The sequence below is a fragment of the Caballeronia sp. GAFFF2 genome (assembly GCF_023631485.1).
Classification (GTDB): Bacteria; Pseudomonadota; Gammaproteobacteria; order Burkholderiales; family Burkholderiaceae; genus Caballeronia.
In genome coordinates this window covers 59,532-77,979 of sequence record NZ_JALQDA010000007.1, presented here as the reverse complement: position 1 = coordinate 77,979, position 18,448 = coordinate 59,532, and the positions used below count along the sequence as shown (strand labels likewise).

The 18,448-nt window shown below is 61.5% G+C and carries 16 protein-coding genes and 1 tRNA gene; 11 read left to right on the top strand and 6 right to left on the bottom strand.

The window, feature by feature from the left end; translation table 11 throughout:
• Positions 1 to 5: 5 nt before the first annotated feature.
• Entirely contained in the window at positions 6 to 674 is a 669-nt protein-coding gene (locus NCT04_RS04430; RefSeq protein ID WP_250463942.1) for a LysE family translocator, read from the top strand.
• Between the two features lie 36 nt (positions 675 to 710).
• Here the strand turns inward: NCT04_RS04430 and NCT04_RS04425 are convergent, their stop codons facing one another.
• Positions 711 to 1,676, bottom strand: coding sequence for a threo-3-hydroxy-L-aspartate ammonia-lyase (locus NCT04_RS04425; protein WP_250463940.1), 966 nt, complete (start codon positions 1,674 to 1,676; stop codon positions 711 to 713).
• A gap of 140 nt (positions 1,677 to 1,816) precedes the next feature.
• Complete coding sequence (locus NCT04_RS04420; RefSeq protein WP_284507700.1) at positions 1,817 to 2,140, bottom strand: hypothetical protein; 324 nt, start codon at positions 2,138 to 2,140, stop codon at positions 1,817 to 1,819.
• A 1,276-nt stretch (positions 2,141 to 3,416) separates the two neighbouring features.
• Here NCT04_RS04420 and NCT04_RS04415 point away from each other — a divergent pair.
• From NCT04_RS04415 to trmB, 3 genes are all read left to right on the top strand, one after another.
• On the top strand, positions 3,417 to 3,977 hold the full coding sequence (locus NCT04_RS04415; RefSeq protein WP_244827411.1) for a YggT family protein: 561 nt from the start codon (positions 3,417 to 3,419) through the stop codon (positions 3,975 to 3,977).
• Positions 3,978 to 4,053: 76 nt separating this feature from the next.
• A tRNA-Gly gene (locus NCT04_RS04410) sits at positions 4,054 to 4,128 on the top strand.
• A gap of 112 nt (positions 4,129 to 4,240) precedes the next feature.
• A complete protein-coding gene (trmB, locus tag NCT04_RS04405; RefSeq protein ID WP_250463935.1) occupies positions 4,241 to 4,972 on the top strand; it encodes a tRNA (guanosine(46)-N7)-methyltransferase TrmB in 732 nt (243 codons plus the stop codon).
• Positions 4,973 to 5,088: 116 nt separating this feature from the next.
• Here the strand turns inward: trmB and NCT04_RS04400 are convergent, their stop codons facing one another.
• The 3 genes from NCT04_RS04400 to NCT04_RS04390 form a co-directional block, all read right to left on the bottom strand.
• The gene (locus NCT04_RS04400; RefSeq protein ID WP_244827409.1) at positions 5,089 to 5,922 is read right to left on the bottom strand and encodes an undecaprenyl-diphosphate phosphatase; all 834 of its coding nucleotides are present in this window, start codon (positions 5,920 to 5,922) and stop codon (positions 5,089 to 5,091) included.
• A gap of 62 nt (positions 5,923 to 5,984) precedes the next feature.
• Positions 5,985 to 6,578: a DUF1439 domain-containing protein gene (locus tag NCT04_RS04395; protein WP_250463932.1), complete on the bottom strand. Its 594-nt coding sequence runs from the start codon at positions 6,576 to 6,578 to the stop codon at positions 5,985 to 5,987.
• A 69-nt stretch (positions 6,579 to 6,647) separates the two neighbouring features.
• Positions 6,648 to 6,929, bottom strand: a complete 282-nt coding sequence (locus NCT04_RS04390) for a YkgJ family cysteine cluster protein (RefSeq protein WP_250463929.1) — start codon at positions 6,927 to 6,929, stop codon at positions 6,648 to 6,650.
• A 144-nt stretch (positions 6,930 to 7,073) separates the two neighbouring features.
• On the opposite strand from NCT04_RS04390, the gene hemN reads away from it, so the two are divergent.
• The 3 genes from hemN to NCT04_RS04375 all read left to right on the top strand — a co-directional run bounded on the left by hemN (position 7,074) and on the right by NCT04_RS04375 (position 10,585).
• On the top strand, positions 7,074 to 8,456 hold the full coding sequence (gene hemN, locus NCT04_RS04385) for an oxygen-independent coproporphyrinogen III oxidase (RefSeq protein WP_250463926.1): 1,383 nt from the start codon (positions 7,074 to 7,076) through the stop codon (positions 8,454 to 8,456).
• Positions 8,457 to 9,107: 651 nt separating this feature from the next.
• Positions 9,108 to 9,923 carry a ComEC/Rec2 family competence protein gene (locus NCT04_RS04380; RefSeq protein ID WP_250463924.1) on the top strand — a complete coding sequence of 272 codons (816 nt, stop codon included), beginning with the start codon at positions 9,108 to 9,110 and terminating at the stop codon, positions 9,921 to 9,923.
• A 32-nt stretch (positions 9,924 to 9,955) separates the two neighbouring features.
• A complete protein-coding gene (locus NCT04_RS04375; RefSeq protein ID WP_250463922.1) occupies positions 9,956 to 10,585 on the top strand; it encodes a hypothetical protein in 630 nt (209 codons plus the stop codon).
• A 67-nt stretch (positions 10,586 to 10,652) separates the two neighbouring features.
• On the opposite strand, the gene NCT04_RS04370 is transcribed toward NCT04_RS04375, so the two are convergent.
• On the bottom strand, positions 10,653 to 11,549 hold the full coding sequence (locus NCT04_RS04370) for an AbiTii domain-containing protein (RefSeq protein WP_250463920.1): 897 nt from the start codon (positions 11,547 to 11,549) through the stop codon (positions 10,653 to 10,655).
• A 634-nt stretch (positions 11,550 to 12,183) separates the two neighbouring features.
• On the opposite strand from NCT04_RS04370, the gene NCT04_RS04365 reads away from it, so the two are divergent.
• From NCT04_RS04365 to xdhB, 4 genes are all read left to right on the top strand, one after another.
• On the top strand, positions 12,184 to 13,563 hold the full coding sequence (locus NCT04_RS04365; RefSeq protein WP_250464020.1) for an amidase: 1,380 nt from the start codon (positions 12,184 to 12,186) through the stop codon (positions 13,561 to 13,563).
• Positions 13,564 to 13,674: 111 nt separating this feature from the next.
• Positions 13,675 to 14,193: a disulfide bond formation protein B gene (locus NCT04_RS04360; protein WP_244827988.1), complete on the top strand. Its 519-nt coding sequence runs from the start codon at positions 13,675 to 13,677 to the stop codon at positions 14,191 to 14,193.
• Between the two features lie 270 nt (positions 14,194 to 14,463).
• Positions 14,464 to 15,984, top strand: a complete 1,521-nt coding sequence (gene xdhA, locus NCT04_RS04355) for a xanthine dehydrogenase small subunit (RefSeq protein WP_250463918.1) — start codon at positions 14,464 to 14,466, stop codon at positions 15,982 to 15,984.
• Between the two features lie 73 nt (positions 15,985 to 16,057).
• On the top strand, positions 16,058 to 18,421 hold the full coding sequence (gene xdhB / locus NCT04_RS04350; protein WP_250463916.1) for a xanthine dehydrogenase molybdopterin binding subunit: 2,364 nt from the start codon (positions 16,058 to 16,060) through the stop codon (positions 18,419 to 18,421).
• Positions 18,422 to 18,448 lie beyond the last annotated feature (27 nt).

Genomic DNA, 18,448 nt, shown 5'->3' with positions numbered 1-18,448 from the left:
AGACGATGCACTCGTGGTCCCTGCTGTCCGACGGCTTCTTTTTGTCGTTGTCGCTGTGTCTGGATATTGGCATTGCCAATGTCGCGATCATTTCGCTCGTGCTGTCGCACGGCTTCAAACCAGGATTCGTGCTCGGCCTCGGGACCTGTTTCGGCGATCTCTTCTACGCGGCGCTCGCGCTGGCCGGCATGTCGGCGCTTCTGCAATTCGCGGCCGTGCGATGGGTCGTGTGGATCGGCGGGGCGATCGTGCTTCTGTTCCTCACGTGGAAGATGGCACGCGAGGCGCTGAATCCCGCATCCGCGCCGCCTGTCGAAGGCGAAGCCGACGACCGTCTGCCACGCCAAAGTCATGCGAAGAGTTTCGTGCGTGGCTGTTTGCTCGCGGTGTCGTCGCCAAGTGCGATTCTCTGGTTCGCGGCCGTGGGCGGCGCGTTGATCGCCAAAGCCGGCGCGACCAGCGCGATGAGCGCGTCCGTGTTCCTGATCGGCTTCTTTTGCGGCGGGCTCGGCTGGACGCTCTTCGTCTGCACGCTGGCGAGCCACGGCCGCAAGCGCGCGGGCACGAGCCTGCTGCGCGCGTGTCATGTGCTTTCGGCCGTGCTATTCGCTTATTTCGCGTACAGCGTGACCGTCAATGGTTACCGCGATCTGATCGTGCACGCGCCGGTTTGAGCGGCGCGTGCCTTTCGCGCGATGAGCGAGCCCACGTCAGGCGACGAACTCCGCCAGACGCGCCAGATCGACGTTGCCGCCGCTCACGATCACACCCACGCGCTTGCCTTCCACCGGCACCACTTTCTGCAGCACCGCCGCGGCGGCCAGACAGCCGGTCGGCTCGACGACCATCTTCATGCGTTGCGCGAAAAAGCGCAGCGTGTCGATCAACTGGGCGTCGCTCACGGTGACGATGCTGTCCACATGACGCTGGATGATCGGGAAGTTGTATTCGCCAACGTGCGTGGAAGCGGCGCCATCGGCGATCGTGCGCGGCACTTCGATATGCACGATCTCGCCGCGCGCGAGTGACTGCTGCGCGTCGTTGCCCGCTTCCGGCTCAACGCCGATCACCTTGCACGACGGGCTGAGCGCGGCAGCGGCGAGAGCGCATCCGCCGATCAGCCCGCCGCCGCCGAGGCAGACGAACAGGTAATCCAGCGGTCCGGTTTCTTCGATCAATTCCTTTGCCGCCGTGCCCTGCCCCGCGATCACATGTGGATGATCGTATGGCGGGATCAGGGTCATGCCGCGTTCCTCTGCGAGCGCGCGGCCGATTTCCTCGCGGTTCTGCGTATAGCGATCGTAGGTGATCACTTCGCCGCCATAGCCGCGCGTCGCGGCCATCTTCGCGGCAGGCGCGTCTTCGGGCATGACGATGGTCGCGCGGATGCCCGCGAGCTTCGCCGACAACGCGATGGCCTGCGCATGATTGCCCGACGAGTACGTGATAACGCCGGCTTTGCGCTGGGCATCGTCGAAATGGGACAACGCGTTATAGGCGCCGCGAAACTTGAACGCGCCCATGCGCTGGAAGTTTTCGCATTTGAAGAAGAGCGACGCGCCCGACATGGCGTCGGCCGTGGTGGACGTGAGAACCGGCGTGCGATGCGCGACGCCTTCGATGCGGCGAGCGGCATCGGCGACGTCTTCGAAGGTAGGTGCGGGAAGTGAGGACATGGGACGAGGACGAGGGGTGAGGAGAGCCGTCATTGTCCCAGTTATGACGCGCTTCTGAAAAGCGATGCCGCAACGAAAAAAGCGATGCAGGTCCGCTTGGGGACATGCATCGCCAGAAGATTCGACAGCCGAATTGTCGATTAGCGGTGCCAGTAGCCCGGACCGCCCCGATAGTAGCCGGGACCGCCCCGGTAGTAGCCGTGATGATAGTAAGGGCGACCGTAGTAGCCGTAACCATAACTTCCGACGACGACCGGAGGCGGCGGCGCATAGACCACGGGCGGCGGCGGCGCAACATACACCGGCTGCTGCGGCGCTACGTACACCGGCGCGGGCGGCGCGACATAAACCGGCGGCGGCGGCGCCTGATAAACCGGATAAGCGGGAACCCCGATCCCGATGCCCACCGAAACATGCGCCTGTGCAGCGCCAACAATGCCGACACCCAGCGCCCCTGCAACCATCCAATAAGCGAGCCTATTCACCTTCGTTCTCCTCGCCGCCTGCTGCCGATCCGTACGGCACGACAAACGACGGTATGGCTTCAATCTATCGAAAAAGGCCAAACGCCGCTGGAACCATATGTTGCAAATTGCAAGTTTTCTTACGCTTCTGGAAAGGCTAGAACGCGTGCGCCCACGCGAGTCGGCCGTCCGGCGTGCCTTTCGATCAGCAAAAGTTCTGCGACCGGACTTCCGCCGCCCAGCAAGTAACGACATTTACAAATGCAAAGAAAAGCCCCGCCGGGCAATCGATCAGGCGGGGCTTTGCAAACACAAAGTTCGAAACGCGACGACGCTTCAACCCACCTTCACATAAGCGAATTCGCGCGAAACATTCGGCGGCACGTATGCCCCGCTGATGACCACCCGAGGCGTTAGACGCTTTTTCTGATCCCACCAGCGACGCCGCTGGGCCTGGCTCAAGAATCGCAAATGTTTTCGATAAGAGAATATGCTCACAGCGACCTCCGAACGTAGCGATTAAACCTCACGGAAAACCGTGCGCTTTTTCGCGCCACCGTTTTCCCTGTTGATCCGTCTTTTCTTTAGTATTCGCGCCCTGTCCGTGCATCAATGTGCGGGATAGAACCCAAGCCTTTCGATCGGTGTGTGTTGAACCACATTCGGCGTTAAGACTCGCGGGCTTTCAGACAAAAGCGGGAAATGGTTCCGAAGGCCTCGGCTACTTGTGCTTTTTCGACCACCTTTACGCCTCGTTGCCAGATAAATCCCCAACTTTTCTATATAACCCGTTTCGCTTTTCGTTCCCTATCCTGCCAGTTTTACGTAAAACGCGCCTTTTGCGATCGTCTCGAATTGACAACACTAGGGTTTTCCGTCGCGAGAATCTCTTTCCTACCGGTTCGTGAACGCTCCTTGCATGCGCCTTTCAAGCCGCGGAACCTCAAACGGCCGCGCCTTGTGCGACAACGCGCCCAAGCCGCCGTCAAGCCATGTTAAGGTGACGTCCGGCGCCCCACCGAGCTTATCCGGTGGGCGGGGAAGCAAGGCGCAGAAAAGCCGCCGTGTCCGCAGGACGAGTCAGTCGAGAACGAACGACGATCAAGGTCGGCATCGAAGCTTCGCTTGTTGGCGGGTTATCGCGCGGCGCAAGACTTATCGATTACGCACCTGCGCATCTTTTCGCGGCGAGTGGCCCGGCCGTCGCCTTCCCTTAGCTTCGCTCACCCTATCCAGCGCAGGTTCGAACCCTGTGCGGCTTCATCGAGGAACCGAGATGTTCGGCGAGATCGCCCGTTTTCTGCTTAATACCGTCTTCACTCTGTTCGGCGCGGCGCTTTTGCTGCGCGCATGGATGCAGGTCGTGCGCATGCCGCCCTATAACCCGGTCTCGAACGGCGTGATGCAGGCAACCAACTGGATCGTGTTGCCGCTGCGCAAGATCCTGCCCGGCGGCAAGATCGACTGGGCGAGCATTCTCGCCGCGTTCATCGCCTCGCTCGTCTACGTGACGTTGATGGTCGTGCTGGCCAACGTCGATCCGACGCTTATGATGCCGATGATCCTTCTCGTCGCCCTCCTCACCGTCGTGAAGTGGGCGCTGAACCTCATCATCTGGATGACGATTCTGATGGCGCTGCTTTCGTGGCTCAATCCGCAATCGCCGGCCATGCCGCTTTTGTTTCAGATCACCGCGCCGTTTCTCGATCCACTGCGACGCATTTTGCCGCGCTTGGGCGGCATCGATTTGTCACCAATCCTGCTGTTCGTCATCGTGCAGGTATTGTTGATGGTGGTCACGCGTCTCGCCGTTTCGATGACCTTGTTCGGCATCTGAACGAAGCGCGCATGGTGGCCGGCGCCGGGGCAGCAATTGCGCTGCGCCGCGCCGCCGCTTAAAATAGCGGGCTCACGCGGGCGTCGTATAATGGCCATTACCGTAGCTTCCCAAGCTACAGACGTGGGTTCGATTCCCATCGCCCGCTCCAGCATCGCCGAGAAAGCCGCCTGTCGTTGTCCGGGCGGCTTTTTAGTTTCCACGCTCTGCACGCGTGCGGATTCGCCAGCCGCGCCGCGTTAGTCACGCACTCTGCTCTCGCCATGAATCACGATTCCCAGGACGACGCCACGTCGTCCAGCGCTCCCGCCGACGAAACCTCCACGCTGCGCCATCGCCGTATCCGCAGCTTCGTGACGCGCGCGGGCCGCGTGTCGCCGGGCCAGCAGCGCGCCATCGATCAACTCGGACCACGTTACATCGTGCCGTATGACGCGCAAGTCGCCGACTGGTCAGCCGTGTTCGGACGCGAAGCGCCGCGCGTGCTGGAAATCGGCTTCGGCATGGGCGGGACAACAGCGGAAATCGCGGCCAAGCGTCCGGGCGACGACTTCATCGGCGTGGAAGTGCACGAGCCGGGCGTGGGCGCCTTGCTGAAGCTGATTGGCGAACAAGGGCTCGGCAACCTGCGAATTCTTCAGCACGACGCCGTGGAAGTGCTCGAACACATGATCGCGCCGGCTAGTCTGGATGGCGTACACATTTATTTCCCCGATCCGTGGCACAAGGCGCGGCATCACAAGCGGCGGCTGATTCAACCGAAATTCGTGGCTTTGCTCGTGTCGCGCTTGAAACCGGGCGGTTATGTGCATCTTGCGACCGACTGGCAAAACTATGCCGAACAAATGCTCGAAGTGCTGTCCGCCGAACCCGCGCTTCAAAATACCGCCGATGGTTATGCTCCGCGCCCGGATTATCGTCCGGTGACCAAGTTCGAGAAACGCGGATTAAATCTCGGTCATGGCGTTTGGGACTTGCTGTTCCGCCGTGTTTGAAGACGATCAATCTGCCTTTGAATCGAGACGCGGACATTTAGTCACGTCCAAAAAACAAAACCCCACGCTTCGAAAAGACGTGGGGTTTAACTCCCGCCAGAAAGCGTGCGTGACTTTCAGTCAGCCCAACTCAAACCGCCGCTATAACCGACAATCAGAATCAACAAGCCAAAACCGATGCGATACCACGCGAACGCCGAGAAATCGTGCGAGGCGACGTAACGCAGCAGCCACCGAATACAAATGAACGCGCTCACGAACGCCGCCACGAGCCCGATTGCAAAGAGCCCGAGATCGTTCACGGTCAGCGTGCGCCAGTACTTCGCCATTTCGTAGAGCGTTGCGCCGAAGATGATCGGAATCGCCAGAAAGAATGAGAACTCCGTGGCCACGCGGCGTTCGAGTCCGAACAGCATGCCGCCGATGATCGTCGCTCCCGAGCGCGACGTGCCCGGAATCAGCGCGAAACATTGCGCTAATCCGACCTTGAGGGCGTCGGAGTAAGAGAGGTCGTCGATGGAAGTCACGCGCGGCGCGGCGGCGCGGTCACGCTGACGCGCTTCCGCCCACAATATGACGATGCCGCCCACAATCAGCGCCACCGAAACCGGCACCGGCGAGAACAACACCGCCTTGATGCTTTTCTCGAACAAAAGACCGAGGGCGATGGCCGGAATGGTCGCGATGATCACGTTGAGCGTGAAGCGCCGCGCGTCCGGCCGTGACGGCAAACCGGTGACTACGGAGCCGATTTTTTTGCGATATTCCCAGCAGATGGCGAGAATCGCGCCGAACTGAATGACGACATCGAAGGTTTTAGCCTGCGCGTCGGTGAAATTCAGGAGACTGCCTGCGACGATCAGATGTCCGGTGCTCGAGACCGGCAGAAATTCGGTCAACCCTTCCACGACGCCCAGAACGAGCGCCTTCACCATCAATATCCAGTCCATCCGTCAGCCCTTTTTCGCTGTTATCGCCGTTCGTGTGGAGCACCCCGCGCCAAGATTTCGACTTATTTTTCGACGATCTGAACACGTATGCCGTTTGTAAGGACTGTGATTGTACCGGGTTCGTAAGAAACGCCGGCGAACTGCAATTCTTCGGGCTTGAAGGTGTGGATGGGATACCGTTCGAGCAATTGCGCCGCGAGCATGGCACCGGCGGCAGCGATCTGCTGGTTGTATTGCGCGGCGTCCCCTGAGAACTGCGAATCATCGACGCTTGGCGAGACGAGGATCACCGAGCGGCTTTGCGCGTCATAGCCGAGTTGCGTCGAGAGCGTGAATGCGCCGTTGACGGGGTTGGGCATGAAGGGCGTGGTGAAGCGCGCATCGACATGCACGGTTACGCGATTACGATCAGGCGCCATGCCGATGACGGGATTGCTCAACACGACATCGACGATCTGCGAGATCGTGCGTTGCAAGGGAAACTTGCGCGCGACGGCTTCCTGGACTTGCTGCTGAGAGAACGTGTAGTGATCCGGAATGAACGGGAAGATGGAATTCGAAGCTGCTTGCGTCACCGATGACGCGCCAAGCGCCGGCAAGGCGATGAGCGTGGCAAGCAGAAACCGGCGCCGGGTTAGCGCGACGGGGTTGGACATGCGGGAGTCTCCGGGGGCTGAACTGTGAAATGCGGTGAGGCTAAAAACCGGTCATTGGACCACTGAACTTCAATGCGGTTGCGTGGCGACCTCAAGTTTGGCGATCCACGCGAGCGCATACTCCCGCGTCTCCCCACACATCTCCGCCGAAGCTTGCAACCCGCCGCAACAAGCCGGTCTGCGCGGATCGCCGAAAATCGCGCAACGCAGATCATCGCCGAGTTGCACGCAGCGTTCGCCGGCCGGCTTGCCGTTTGGCATCCCCGGAATCGGACTCGTGATGGAAGGCGCGATGCAGCACGCACCGCACCCTTCGCGGCACGCATGCGGCGCGCTCGAAGCAGTCGACATGACTTAGGCTCAAAAGCGTAAAACCGCATTGTCCCACGCCTGAAGTTTGCGTTCCGTCAAACCCGGGAAGCCGTACTGCGACCTTATCTCGCAATTGCCGCGCGCCTCGCGCTTTTACACTCGTGCGCAAGCCCAAGGTCCGTTATGACATCCTCGAATACCTTCTTCCGCCCCGATCTCCTCGAACGTTACGACGCGCACGGTCCGCGCTACACGTCCTATCCGACCGCCGTCCAGTTCATCGATTCCTTCGACCCGAAGCATTACTGCGAGGCGGCAATGAAAGCCGATCCGGCCGCCGATTTATCGCTCTACTTCCACATTCCGTTTTGCGACACCGTCTGCTTCTATTGCGGCTGCAACAAGGTCGCGACGAAGAATCGCGCGCACGCGCGGCCGTATCTCGACCGCATGAAGCGCGAACTTGCGATGCACGCCGCGCTCGTCGATACCCGCCGTCCCGTGACGCAACTGCATTGGGGCGGCGGCACGCCCACGTTTCTCTCGCACGCCGAGATGACGGAGTTGATGGCCGCGACCGCCGAGCACTTCAACCTCGTATCCGACGATCGCGCCGAGTATTCGATCGAAGTCGATCCGCGCGAGGCATCGGCGGAAACGATCGGCGTGTTGCGTAAGCTTGGCTTTAATCGGTTGAGTCTGGGCGTGCAGGATTTCGATGAACGCGTGCAGCAAGCGATCAACCGCGTGCAGCCTTATGCGATGACCGAAGGCGTCATGCAGGCGGCGCGGCGAAATGGCTTCAAGTCGATTAGCGTCGATTTGATTTATGGCTTGCCTCATCAGAGCGTCGAGAGTTTTACGCGCACGCTCGATGCGATGATCGCGCTCGCGCCGGATCGTGTCTCGGTGTTTGGTTATGCGCATATGCCGGCGCTGTTCAAGATGCAGCGGCAGATGGATGAATCCGCGCTGCCCTCGCCTGCCGTGCGGCTTGCGATTCTCGGGCGCGTGATCGAGCGCATGAGCGACGCGGGGTATGTTTATATCGGCATGGATCATTTTGCCTTACCCGGTGATGAACTTTCTCTCGCGCTCGCGGACGGGACGCTTCAGCGGAATTTTCAGGGATACAGCACGCGTGGGGATTGTGATTTGATTGGGATCGGGGCTTCGGCGATTGGAAAGATCGGCGATGTCTACGCACAGAATGCGCGTGATGTGGGTGAGTACGCGGCTGCTATCGACGATGGACGGCTTGCCATTGCGCGTGGGGTGCGATTGTCGGCCGATGATCTTCTGCGGCGCGATGTCATCATGCGGTTGATGTGCGGTGGTGGGCTGTGGTTCGATGAGATCGAGCGGGTGCATGGCATTGCGTTTGAGAGCACTTTCGCCGATGAACTCGCGCGGCTTGAGGCTATGGTCGATGATGAGCTTGTTGAGATTGGACGCGACGGGATTCGGGTGTTGCCTGCGGGACGCATGCTGGTGCGGAACGTGGCTTCTGTGTTTGATGCTTATCTCGGGCAGGCGAGTGTGAAGCGGTTTTCGCGGATGGTTTGAGTGGGCATTGTCGGCAATCGAAAACGAGAATCCAGAACAAGCAATTCAGGAAAACGGCCGTGTTCTTGCGAACCTCGCATGTTTGAATCCCGGTTTGACTATGCGGGATCGACTGGATGATTTAGCAAACGGCCAGATGCGGCCACTGACCCGTCGAACGTTGAGGTTGCTCGAACAACAGCTACAGCTTCGGAGCCGACGCCAACCTACCCGCCCGTCACTGAATCGGACGCAAAGCTTCGTCCTGCCGCAGACTCACTGCATTACCTCTACTTCAAATCACTACTCCCAAAACACGGCGTTTTGTGCAGTTTGGATGTTGTTTGGTTCTCAGCCCTGTTTGGCGGACTTCTGACATTGGAAGTCCGGGTGGCGAATGTCGATTTCTCGATCGCCGGTCAGGGGATGCGTCGAGATTCGATCACGTTGATCTTAATTCTTTCATCACTGACCTTCCATGTGCTTGCCGCATTCAGTGACGCATCGTCAGCAGGTTTCCAACTTGCTTTGATCGGCCGATGATTCCGTGCATCTCGTCTTCGCGGTCGGGCCGTGCCTTATGACAAAATATCAGGTGAAAAGATATTGGGGTAGGCCATGCCTGGAGAAATGCGCGTTCGGATTTGGAACGTTGAGCACGGCGCTTGCGCCATGGTCCAGCACGTCATGCAGATCGGATTGGGGGCATATGGCGGCCGGTTGGCGATGATCGACTCGGGACACGGCTCCGGCTTCCGCCCCAGCAACTATATTTCCAGAACGCTCGGCCGCAACAGGCTTGACTATCTGTTCATCACCAACGCCGACCAAGACCATATGAGCGACCTGCAGGGGTTGTGGGACGCGCGCATTGTTGTGCCGGTCGTGTATCGCAATCCCACCACCTCCGCCGGCGCGATTCGCGCAATCAAAGAGGAGTGCGGGCCGTTGACTCGCGACGCTGAGCGGTTTGCGCACATTTGCGAAGGATTCAATGGGGTGGTCGGCGAGCCCTTCGACCAGAACATGGGTGGCATCACCGCGTCGGCCTTCTGGAATCCCTATCCGTTGTTCACGGATACGAACAATCTGAGTTTGGCGGTCTTTATAAAATACCGGAACATCAAAATGCTGTTTCCTGGTGATCTTGAGAAGGCAGGTTGGCGCGCGTTGTTGCAGCAAGCGGCCTTTCGCGCCGAATTGACCGGCACTGACGTGCTCGTAGCATCGCACCATGGGCGGGAAAACGGTTTTTGTGAAGATATCTTCGCGTATTTCACGCCGAGTTGCGTACTGGTGTCAGACAAGGCAAAAATGCACGCAACGCAAGAGACAGTGCCCGACTATCGCGCCGTCGTTCGCGCTCAGGGCGTGCGGGTGCGCACGACCATGAAAGATAGGCATGTCTTGACTACCCGCCGGGACGGCTGGATTCAGTTCACCGTCGATGACGACAACTTCTATATCGATACCGAGTTCCAGGGATGAGAAATGCGCAACGATCGTCGAAGGCCGGAAACATGACTTGGCTGGTGGCGCTTGGGTTGCTTGATACCGGGCTGCCACTGGTCTTTGCGTTTCCGGCGGTGCTCGACGCGGCGCCGACGCAGTTGGTGGCCGCGCGAGCGGCGTTGATGACGGTCTTGCCAGTTGTCGTCCTGCTGCTGTCGTGGCTGATTCCTTCCAACGTCAAAGCGATGCTGGTCTATTGGAAACGCAGAAACGTGCTCCCTGGCCACGAAGCCTTTTCGAAATATGGCCCGGCGGACCCGCGGGTTGACATGGCGGCGTTGAGAAAAAATGTCGGGGCGTTGCCGGAGGAACCGGGCGAGCAAAACGCGTTCTGGTACAAGCTCTACCGGCGCGTCGAATTGGAGACTGCTGTGGTGGACGCGCACAAGATGTTTCTACTGTGGCGCGACGCGTCGGCACTCTCGCTGCCCCTTGTCATTGCCGTACCGCTTTTGCTCTGGTGGAACGGCGCAGGCGGAAAGGCCGCCTGGATCGCCTGTGCGGTTTTTGCCGGACAGTTTCTTCTGACTGCGCTGGCTGCACAACACGCCGGCACGCGGTTTGTGTGCAACGTGCTCGCTATTCACTCAACCAAACGCATCACTACACCTGCGAAGGTCACTTCGCGAGCCACATAGAAAATGCAAACTATATTGGAAGCGCGCTAGCCGGCAGGACGCAGCTTCCTACACGGCCGCGCCGTGGTTATGCACCGTGCGTCAGAAGGGCGGTAACTGCCCCTGTGATACCGGATGCCACGATGTTCCCTGCGGCGCCTTCGCATATCGTTCTCAAAGAACACAACGCGCCCCGCAGCTTCCCGAGGTCGGGTGCGGCTTTGCGGGACTCAACTGTAAGCTCGTCGAGCACGCCACCTGCCGCGGCCGCAAGAGGCAAAGGCAAAGCGGGCAGGGATGTTTTCGCTTGTTCAACTAGGTCGCGGACGCGCTCAACGGACAACGAGCCGTGTACGCTTTGATTGTTGGTCACGTTTGCCTCATCCGACACGTGACCAACTACCCCCGCATTCTGGATGAAAAACTGTTGAGTCACAGGTCGCGCTTCCTTTTGTTCGGTGAGCGTGAACGTCATGTTCTCGCCACGCACGCCCGCCTGTTCCAGTTCAAGGCTCCAGTTAAGCGTCAGGTTTCGGACGGAGTCAAAAATTCCGGCGAGGTGCCCTTTCGACAGACGTATGGCAAAGCGTGTCTGCTCTTGAAACATGCGTTGCAGCGTCTGCTCGATCTCAAACGGGTAGTGCAGAAGGGCATGGTCACGGTCATCGTTAAGCAACGGCTGGATCGATCCGAGGGACTGTCCAATCCTCGCCTCGGTGCAAATTTCATCGAGTTGAGCATCGGGGAACTGCACCGGTATCCACCCTCGAAAAGGGTTTATCGCGCGACATTCCCCTCGGAGTATTCGATAGCTCGGAAGCGTCTTCAGGTCGGTGTACCCGTTTAACTCGCCGTTGATCCAGTCCATCGCGTCTGGGAGTTTGAGCTTGGCCGCGACCAACTTCGCTGTCCGGACCAGTTGAAGGACTGAGGTGCCCTCGTTAAGGGCGAGACATTGCAGTTCAAGTACTAGCGGTAGGCTCATAGAACAGGCGGCGAAATTAGGGCGATTATATCGGATTGAGGGCACCCCCCAACCGAGTCATGTGGCCCCGTCCAACGCCGGGAGGCCAGAACCGCGTTGGCGCAGCGAGGTCAATGCAACGCTGATGCTAGGCCCAGCGAACACTTCTCGCCATCGTCATTATATTTTTATAGCTGACTGTCGCCACCATGATCCAAATCATGGTGCTTTTGTCGTTCGTAGCTGCCGACTGAAGCGAGGAATCAAAGCTCAAGTGTCTCATGCTCCCGATTTAAGACAATGACAAGGAAATCATTGAGTGCGCGAGTTGGCTCGCAAAGGGACTCTCGCAAAGCGCCAATCAAAAGACACCTCGAATTTCAAACACCCTCCACAAAATCTCCAACTTCCACGCCCACATCCATCTATCGAGCACCTACCATCAAACCACCTGCCCGCGCCTCAACAAACCATCCCCCAAGTATTTCCCCCCACCCTGGCTTAGAATGACACCCACCCCGGGCCCCCACCGCCCATCCATTCACTCGCCGATGGACCTCCGCACAAGAAGCCCATCATCGCGCCGCCCGAGTGCCTCAAGCGCGCATCGCACGTCACGCGCGTTTCGCATTCGGCAATGCCACTGCCCGACGCCATGCCAACCACTTCGCCGCAGTTTGCCCCGCTAGCCCATCTCGCCGCCGATCTGAAAAGCGGTCGCACCACCAGTCGCGCACTCGTCGAATCCGCGCTCGAACGTATCGCCAATCCGGCCGGTCAAGGTTCCATCGTTTTCACGCATGTCGATGCCGCCCACGCCCGCGCCGCCGCCGATGCCCTCGACGCGCTGCGCCGCGCCGGCACCGTGCTTTCGCCGCTCGCGGGCATCCCCGTTTCCGTGAAAGATCTCTTCGATATCGAAGGGCAAGTCACGCGCGCCGGCTCCCGCGCGCTCGCCAGCACCGCACCCGCCCAAGCCGATGCCGTGAGCGTCGCGCGCCTGCGCCGCGCAGGCGGCGTGATCGTCGGGCGCACCAACATGAGCGAGTTCGCGTTCTCCGGGCTTGGCCTGAATCCGCACTTCGGCACGCCGCACTCGCCGTATCGCGCAAACGTGCCGGGCGACGAACGCATCGCGGGCGGCTCGTCGTCAGGCGCGGCGGCATCGGTGGCGGACGGCATGGCGGCCATCGCGCTCGGCACCGACACCGGCGGCTCCATCCGCATCCCCGCCACGATGTGCGGCCTCACCGGCTTCAAACCCACCGCCAGCCGCATTCCGAGGCAAGGCGGCGTGCCGCTGTCCAAATCGCTCGATTCGTTCGGGCCGATAGGCGTCTCGGTCGCGTGTTGCGCGCTAGTCGATCGCATTCTCGCTGGCCGCGAACCCGATGTGCCCGCCACGCGTCCGCTCGAAGGCGTGCGCCTCGGTGTACTCACCAATTACGTGACGGACGGCCTCGATCCCGGCGTTACCAGCGCCGTCGATGCGGCCATCAATCATCTGTCGGCGGCGGGCGCGCTCGTGGAAGACGTGCGCTTCGGGCCGCTCGATCGTCTGCCGGACATCAGCCGCTTCAGTCTCGTCGCCATCGAAGCATATGCGTGGCATCGCAAGCTGCTCGCCGATCACGCCGCCGAGTACGATCCGCGCGTGCTCGCTCGTCTGCTGCGCGCCGAGTCGGCGAGCGCGGCGGATTACATCGACCTGTGCGAAGCGCGCGCCACGATGATCGACGAAGCGCGCACGACACTGTGGCAGCGTTTCGACGCAATTCTTTGCCCGACGGTGCCGGTTCTGCCGCCGCGTATCGCCGAGCTGGAACAGGACGACGATCTCTTCACGCGCACGAATGCGCTCATTCTGCGCAATCCCACGACCTTCAATTTTTTGGATGCCTGCGGGCTGTCGCTGCCCTGTCATCGGCGTGGCGAGGCGCCCGTGGGGCTCATGCTCGCGGGCGCGCCGCACGCGGACGACACGCTGCTCTCCATCGGCCGGGCAGTCGAAGCGGTGCTCGATACGACGCGCTAATGTTTCGCGCCGGACGTTCGCGCTAGAATTCCTCCGCGATCTCCCGCAACTCAGGTGCTTCTTTCTCGAATCGTTGCGAAACAAATGAACAACCATCTAAATCACTTTACGATGCATCAGGACGACCGCTCCCTCGGCCGCGAGAAGCGCTTGCTCGTGTTGCTCGGGTTCGTGAGTCTCGCGCTCGTTGGCGGAGCGTTGTATCTGCAGTTCTTCCAGGGCGAAGACCCTTGCCCGCTTTGCATCATTCAGCGCTACTTCTTCGTGCTAATCGCCGTGTTCGCCTTTCTCGGCGCGGGAATGCGCGGCTGGCGCGGCGTCGCGCTGCTCGAATTGCTTGTGGTGATCTCCGCGCTCGGCGGCGTCGCGACGGCGCTGCGCCATGTCTACGTGCAGTCGCATCCCGGCTTCAGTTGCGGTTTCGACGCGCTTCAGCCCATCGTCGACAACCTGCCGCCCGCACGCTGGCTGCCGCAAGTGTTCAAGGTCGCAGGCCTGTGCGAGACGCCTTATCCGCCCATTCTCGGGATCTCGCTGCCGCAATGGTCGCTGATCGCCTTCGGGGTGATTTTCCTGCTCGTCGGCGGCAGTCTGCGTCTGAAACGCAAGCTGCGCGCCGCCGCGCGCTGATTCCCCCACGTTTCATCCCCCTTCCCCGGCGCGGGCTTTTACACGGCCCGCGCGTCTTGCCTCTTCCTCGCATCAGCACATCCGCATAATCTGGATACGGTCCCGACAATCTTTTTGAGATATTGGGATGTTAAGGTCGTGACTGGATGGCGATCTACGTGCGCGCAGTCCGTTTGTTCAAAGGCAGCCAGCGTCGAATTCGACGGCAACCCATGAAGCAGGCGGAAACCGCGTAACGCGCGCCCGGTCCGCAATGTCCCCGAGTCGCTCATGACAACGCAAACCATCCGCTTCCTTCACCACGGCGCCGTTCGTGAAATCGGCGACGCGCCCGCCACGCGCACGGTGCTTCAGCATCTGCGCGAGGGAGACCTTTGCACCGGCACCAAGGAAGGCTGTGCCGAGGGCGATTGCGGCGCCTGCACGGTCGTCGTGGGCGAGCTGGACGCCAGCGGCGAACTCGCGCTCAAGGCGGTCAACGCCTGCATTCAATTCCTGCCGACGCTCGATTCGCGCGCGCTCTTCACCGTCGAAAACCTGCGCGCCGAAGACGGCGCGCTGCATCCCGTGCAGCAGGCGCTCGTCGATTGCCACGGCTCGCAGTGCGGCTTCTGCACGCCGGGCTTCGCCATGTCGCTGTGGGCGCTGTATCACGCGCATCCGCCCGAAGCCGGGCCGCCTTCGCGCGATGAGATCAACGCCGCGCTCTCGGGCAATCTGTGCCGCTGCACGGGGTATCGGCCGATCGTGGATGCCGCCGAACGCATGTTCGACTATCCGCGTCCCGCCTTCGATCGTGCCGCGCTCAAAGACGCGCTGGCGTCGCTGCGCCGTTCGGCTACGTTCGAATATCGCGCGCCGGACGCACGCGGCGCGGCTTTTGGCACGCCCGCGTTCACCGCGCCCGTCACGCGCGCTGAATTCGCGCGCCTGCGTGCAGCGAATCCGAATGCACGTCTGCTTGCGGGCAGCACGGATGTCGGCTTGTGGGTCACGAAGCAATTTCGCGATCTCGGCGACGTGCTGTTTATCGGCAACGTCGATGAACTGAAGCACATCGAGCGTGACGCCGAGACGCTGACCATCGGCGCGGCCGTATCGCTCGAAGAGGCTTACGCCGCGCTAACCGCCGATTACCCCGAACTCGCGGAACTGTGGACGCGCTTCGCCTCGCGGCCTATCCGCAATGCGGGCACGCTCGGCGGCAACGTCGCGAACGGCTCGCCGATCGGCGATTCCATGCCCGCGCTCATCGCGCTGAATACCGAAATCGTGCTGCAAAAAGGCGAGCGTACGCGCACGATGCCGCTCGATACCTTCTACCTCGGCTATCAAAAGACCGCGCTCGAAGCGGGCGAATTCGTCGCGGCGATTCGCGTGCCGCGGGCATCGGCCGACTTGCGGTTTCGCACGTACAAGGTCAGCAAGCGTTACGACCAGGACATCTGCGCCGTGTGCGCGGCGTTCGCCATTCGTTTGGCCGACGACAACCGCGTTGCAAGCGCGCGCATCGCGTTCGGCGGGATGGCCGCGACGCCCAGGCGCGCGGCCGCCGCCGAAGCCGCGCTGACCGGCCGCGAATGGTCCGAAGCCAGCGTCCGCGCCGCGATGGCCGCGCTCGATACCGACTTCCAGCCGCTCAGCGACATGCGCGCGTCGAGCGCGTATCGGGCGAAGGTGGCGCGCAACGTGCTGTGGCGCTTCTATCTGGAAACGCGCCGCGACGCGCCGCTCGCGCTCGCGGAACTCAACGCGTTTGCGTTCGGCGCACACGGGATCGAGGCGTCATGACGCGGCCCTTCCCGATCCCGATCCCGATCGCCGCGATCACGCCACTGCGCGTCAGCGTCCAAAAGGACCCGCGATGAACAAGGCCAGCGAACCTATCCAGCTCGATACCGCGCTCGACGCCGCCGGCGCCTCGCTGCCGCACGAGTCGGCGGCGCTGCATGTGAGCGGCGAAGCCATTTACACCGACGACATCGCCGAATTGCGCGGCACGCTGCACGCGGCGCTCGGCTTGTCGCGTCATGCGCACGCGCGCATCGTCTCGCTCGATCTCGACGCGGTGCGCGCCGCGCCCGGCGTCGTCGCCGTACTCACCGCCGCCGACATTCCCGGCGAGAACAATTGCGGCCCCGTTCTGCACGACGACCCAATCCTCGCGGTCGACGAAGTGCAGTATCTCGGCCAACCGGTCTTCGCCGTCATTGCCGAGACGCACGATCTCGCGCGCCGCGCCGCCGCGCTCGCGAAAAGCGAAGACGTCGTGCGCTATGAGCCGCTCGAAGCCGTGCTCACGCCGCGCGAAGCGAAAGCGCGCAAGGAGTTCGTGCTGCCGCCGCTGCATCTGCGGCGCGGCGACCCGGACGGACGCATCGCCGCGGCCAAACATCGGTTGTCTGGCGAATTCGAAGTCGGCGGACAGGAACAGTTCTATCTCGAAGGACAAGTCGCTTACGCCATCCCGAAAGAACAGCACGGCATGCTCGTGCATAGTTCGACGCAGCATCCGAGCGAGATGCAGCAAGTCGTCGCGCACATGCTCGCCTGGCCGACCAACGCCGTGTTGTGCGAATGCCGGCGCATGGGCGGCGGCTTCGGCGGGAAGGAATCGCAGTCGGCCCTCTTCGCGTGCGTCGCCTCGCTCGCGGCGCATCTGCTCAAGCGTCCGGTGAAGTTGCGCGCCGATCGCGACGACGACTTCATGATCACCGGCAAGCGCCACGACGCGGTCTACGAATATGAGTGCGGCTTCGACGACGACGGCCGCATCACCGGCGCGCGCGTGGAAATCGCGCTGCGGGCGGGTTATTCGGCGGACCTGTCGGGCGCGGTCGCGACGCGCGCCGTCTGTCATTTCGACAACGCCTACTTTCTCGGCGATGTCGATATCCGCGCCTTCTGCTGCAAGACCAATACGCAGTCGAACACGGCGTTTCGCGGCTTCGGCGGCCCGCAAGGCGCGCTCGTCATGGAAGTCATGCTCGACGAAGTCGCATATGCGTTGAAGCGCGATCCGCTCGACGTGCGGCGCGCGAATTACTACGGCATCGACGAGCGCAATGTCACGCCGTATGGTCAGCCGGTCGCGGATAACGTGATTGCGCCGCTCACGGACGAACTCATCGCAACGAGCGAATACGAATCGCGCCGCGCGCAAATCGCCGCGTTCAACGCCAAAAGCGCGGTGCTCAAGCGCGGTATCGCGTTCACGCCGGTCAAGTTCGGCATCTCGTTCAACGTGCCGTTTCTGAACCAGGCGGGCGCGCTCGTGCACGTCTACAAGGACGGCTCCGTGCTCGTGAATCACGGCGGCACGGAAATGGGCCAGGGGCTCAACACCAAGGTCGCGCAGGTGGTGGCGAGCGTGCTCGGCATCGGCTTGCAGCGCGTGCGCGTGACAGCGACGGATACATCGAAGATCGCGAATACATCGGCGACGGCGGCATCGACGGGAAGCGATCTGAACGGCAAGGCGGCGGAAGCGGCGGCGCTCATCATCCGCGCGCGTCTGGCGGAACTCGTGGTGAAGCAGCTCGGCGGCGCGGCCGCGGACGTGCGCTTTCATGGCGGCGTGGTGCAGGTCAACGGCGGGCAGATGCCGTTCGAGCAACTCGTGTCGGCCGCGTATCTCGCACGGGTGCAGTTGTGGTCGGACGGCTTCTATGCCACGCCCAAAGTCCATTGGGACGCGCGGACGCTGCAAGGCCATCCGTTCTATTACTTCGCGTATGGCGCGGCGGTGTCCGAAGTCGTCATCGATACGCTCACCGGCGAATGGAAGCTTCTGCGCGCCGATCTGCTGCACGACGCCGGGCGCTCGATCAATCCGGCTATCGACGTCGGTCAGGTGGAAGGCGGCTTCATTCAGGGCATGGGCTGGCTCACGACCGAGGAGCTCTGGTGGAACCGCGACGGACGCCTGATGACGCACGCGCCTTCCACTTACAAGATCCCGGCGATCAGCGACACGCCGCCCGTGTTCAACACCACGCTTTATCGCAACGACAACGCCGAGCCGACGATTTTCCGGTCGAAAGCGGTCGGCGAACCGCCCTTGCTGCTGGCGTTTTCGGTGCTGCTGGCAATCCGCGCGGCCATCGCCGCCAATACGGCCGATGCCGCTCACGCACCGCCGTTGCGCGCGCCCGCGACGCCCGAAGCGATCCTCGACGCGCTCGATGCATCCGTAACACAAAGCGCGGCCGCCGCCCCGGTAAACTAACGCCTGCGACAACGCAAAAGACTCTGG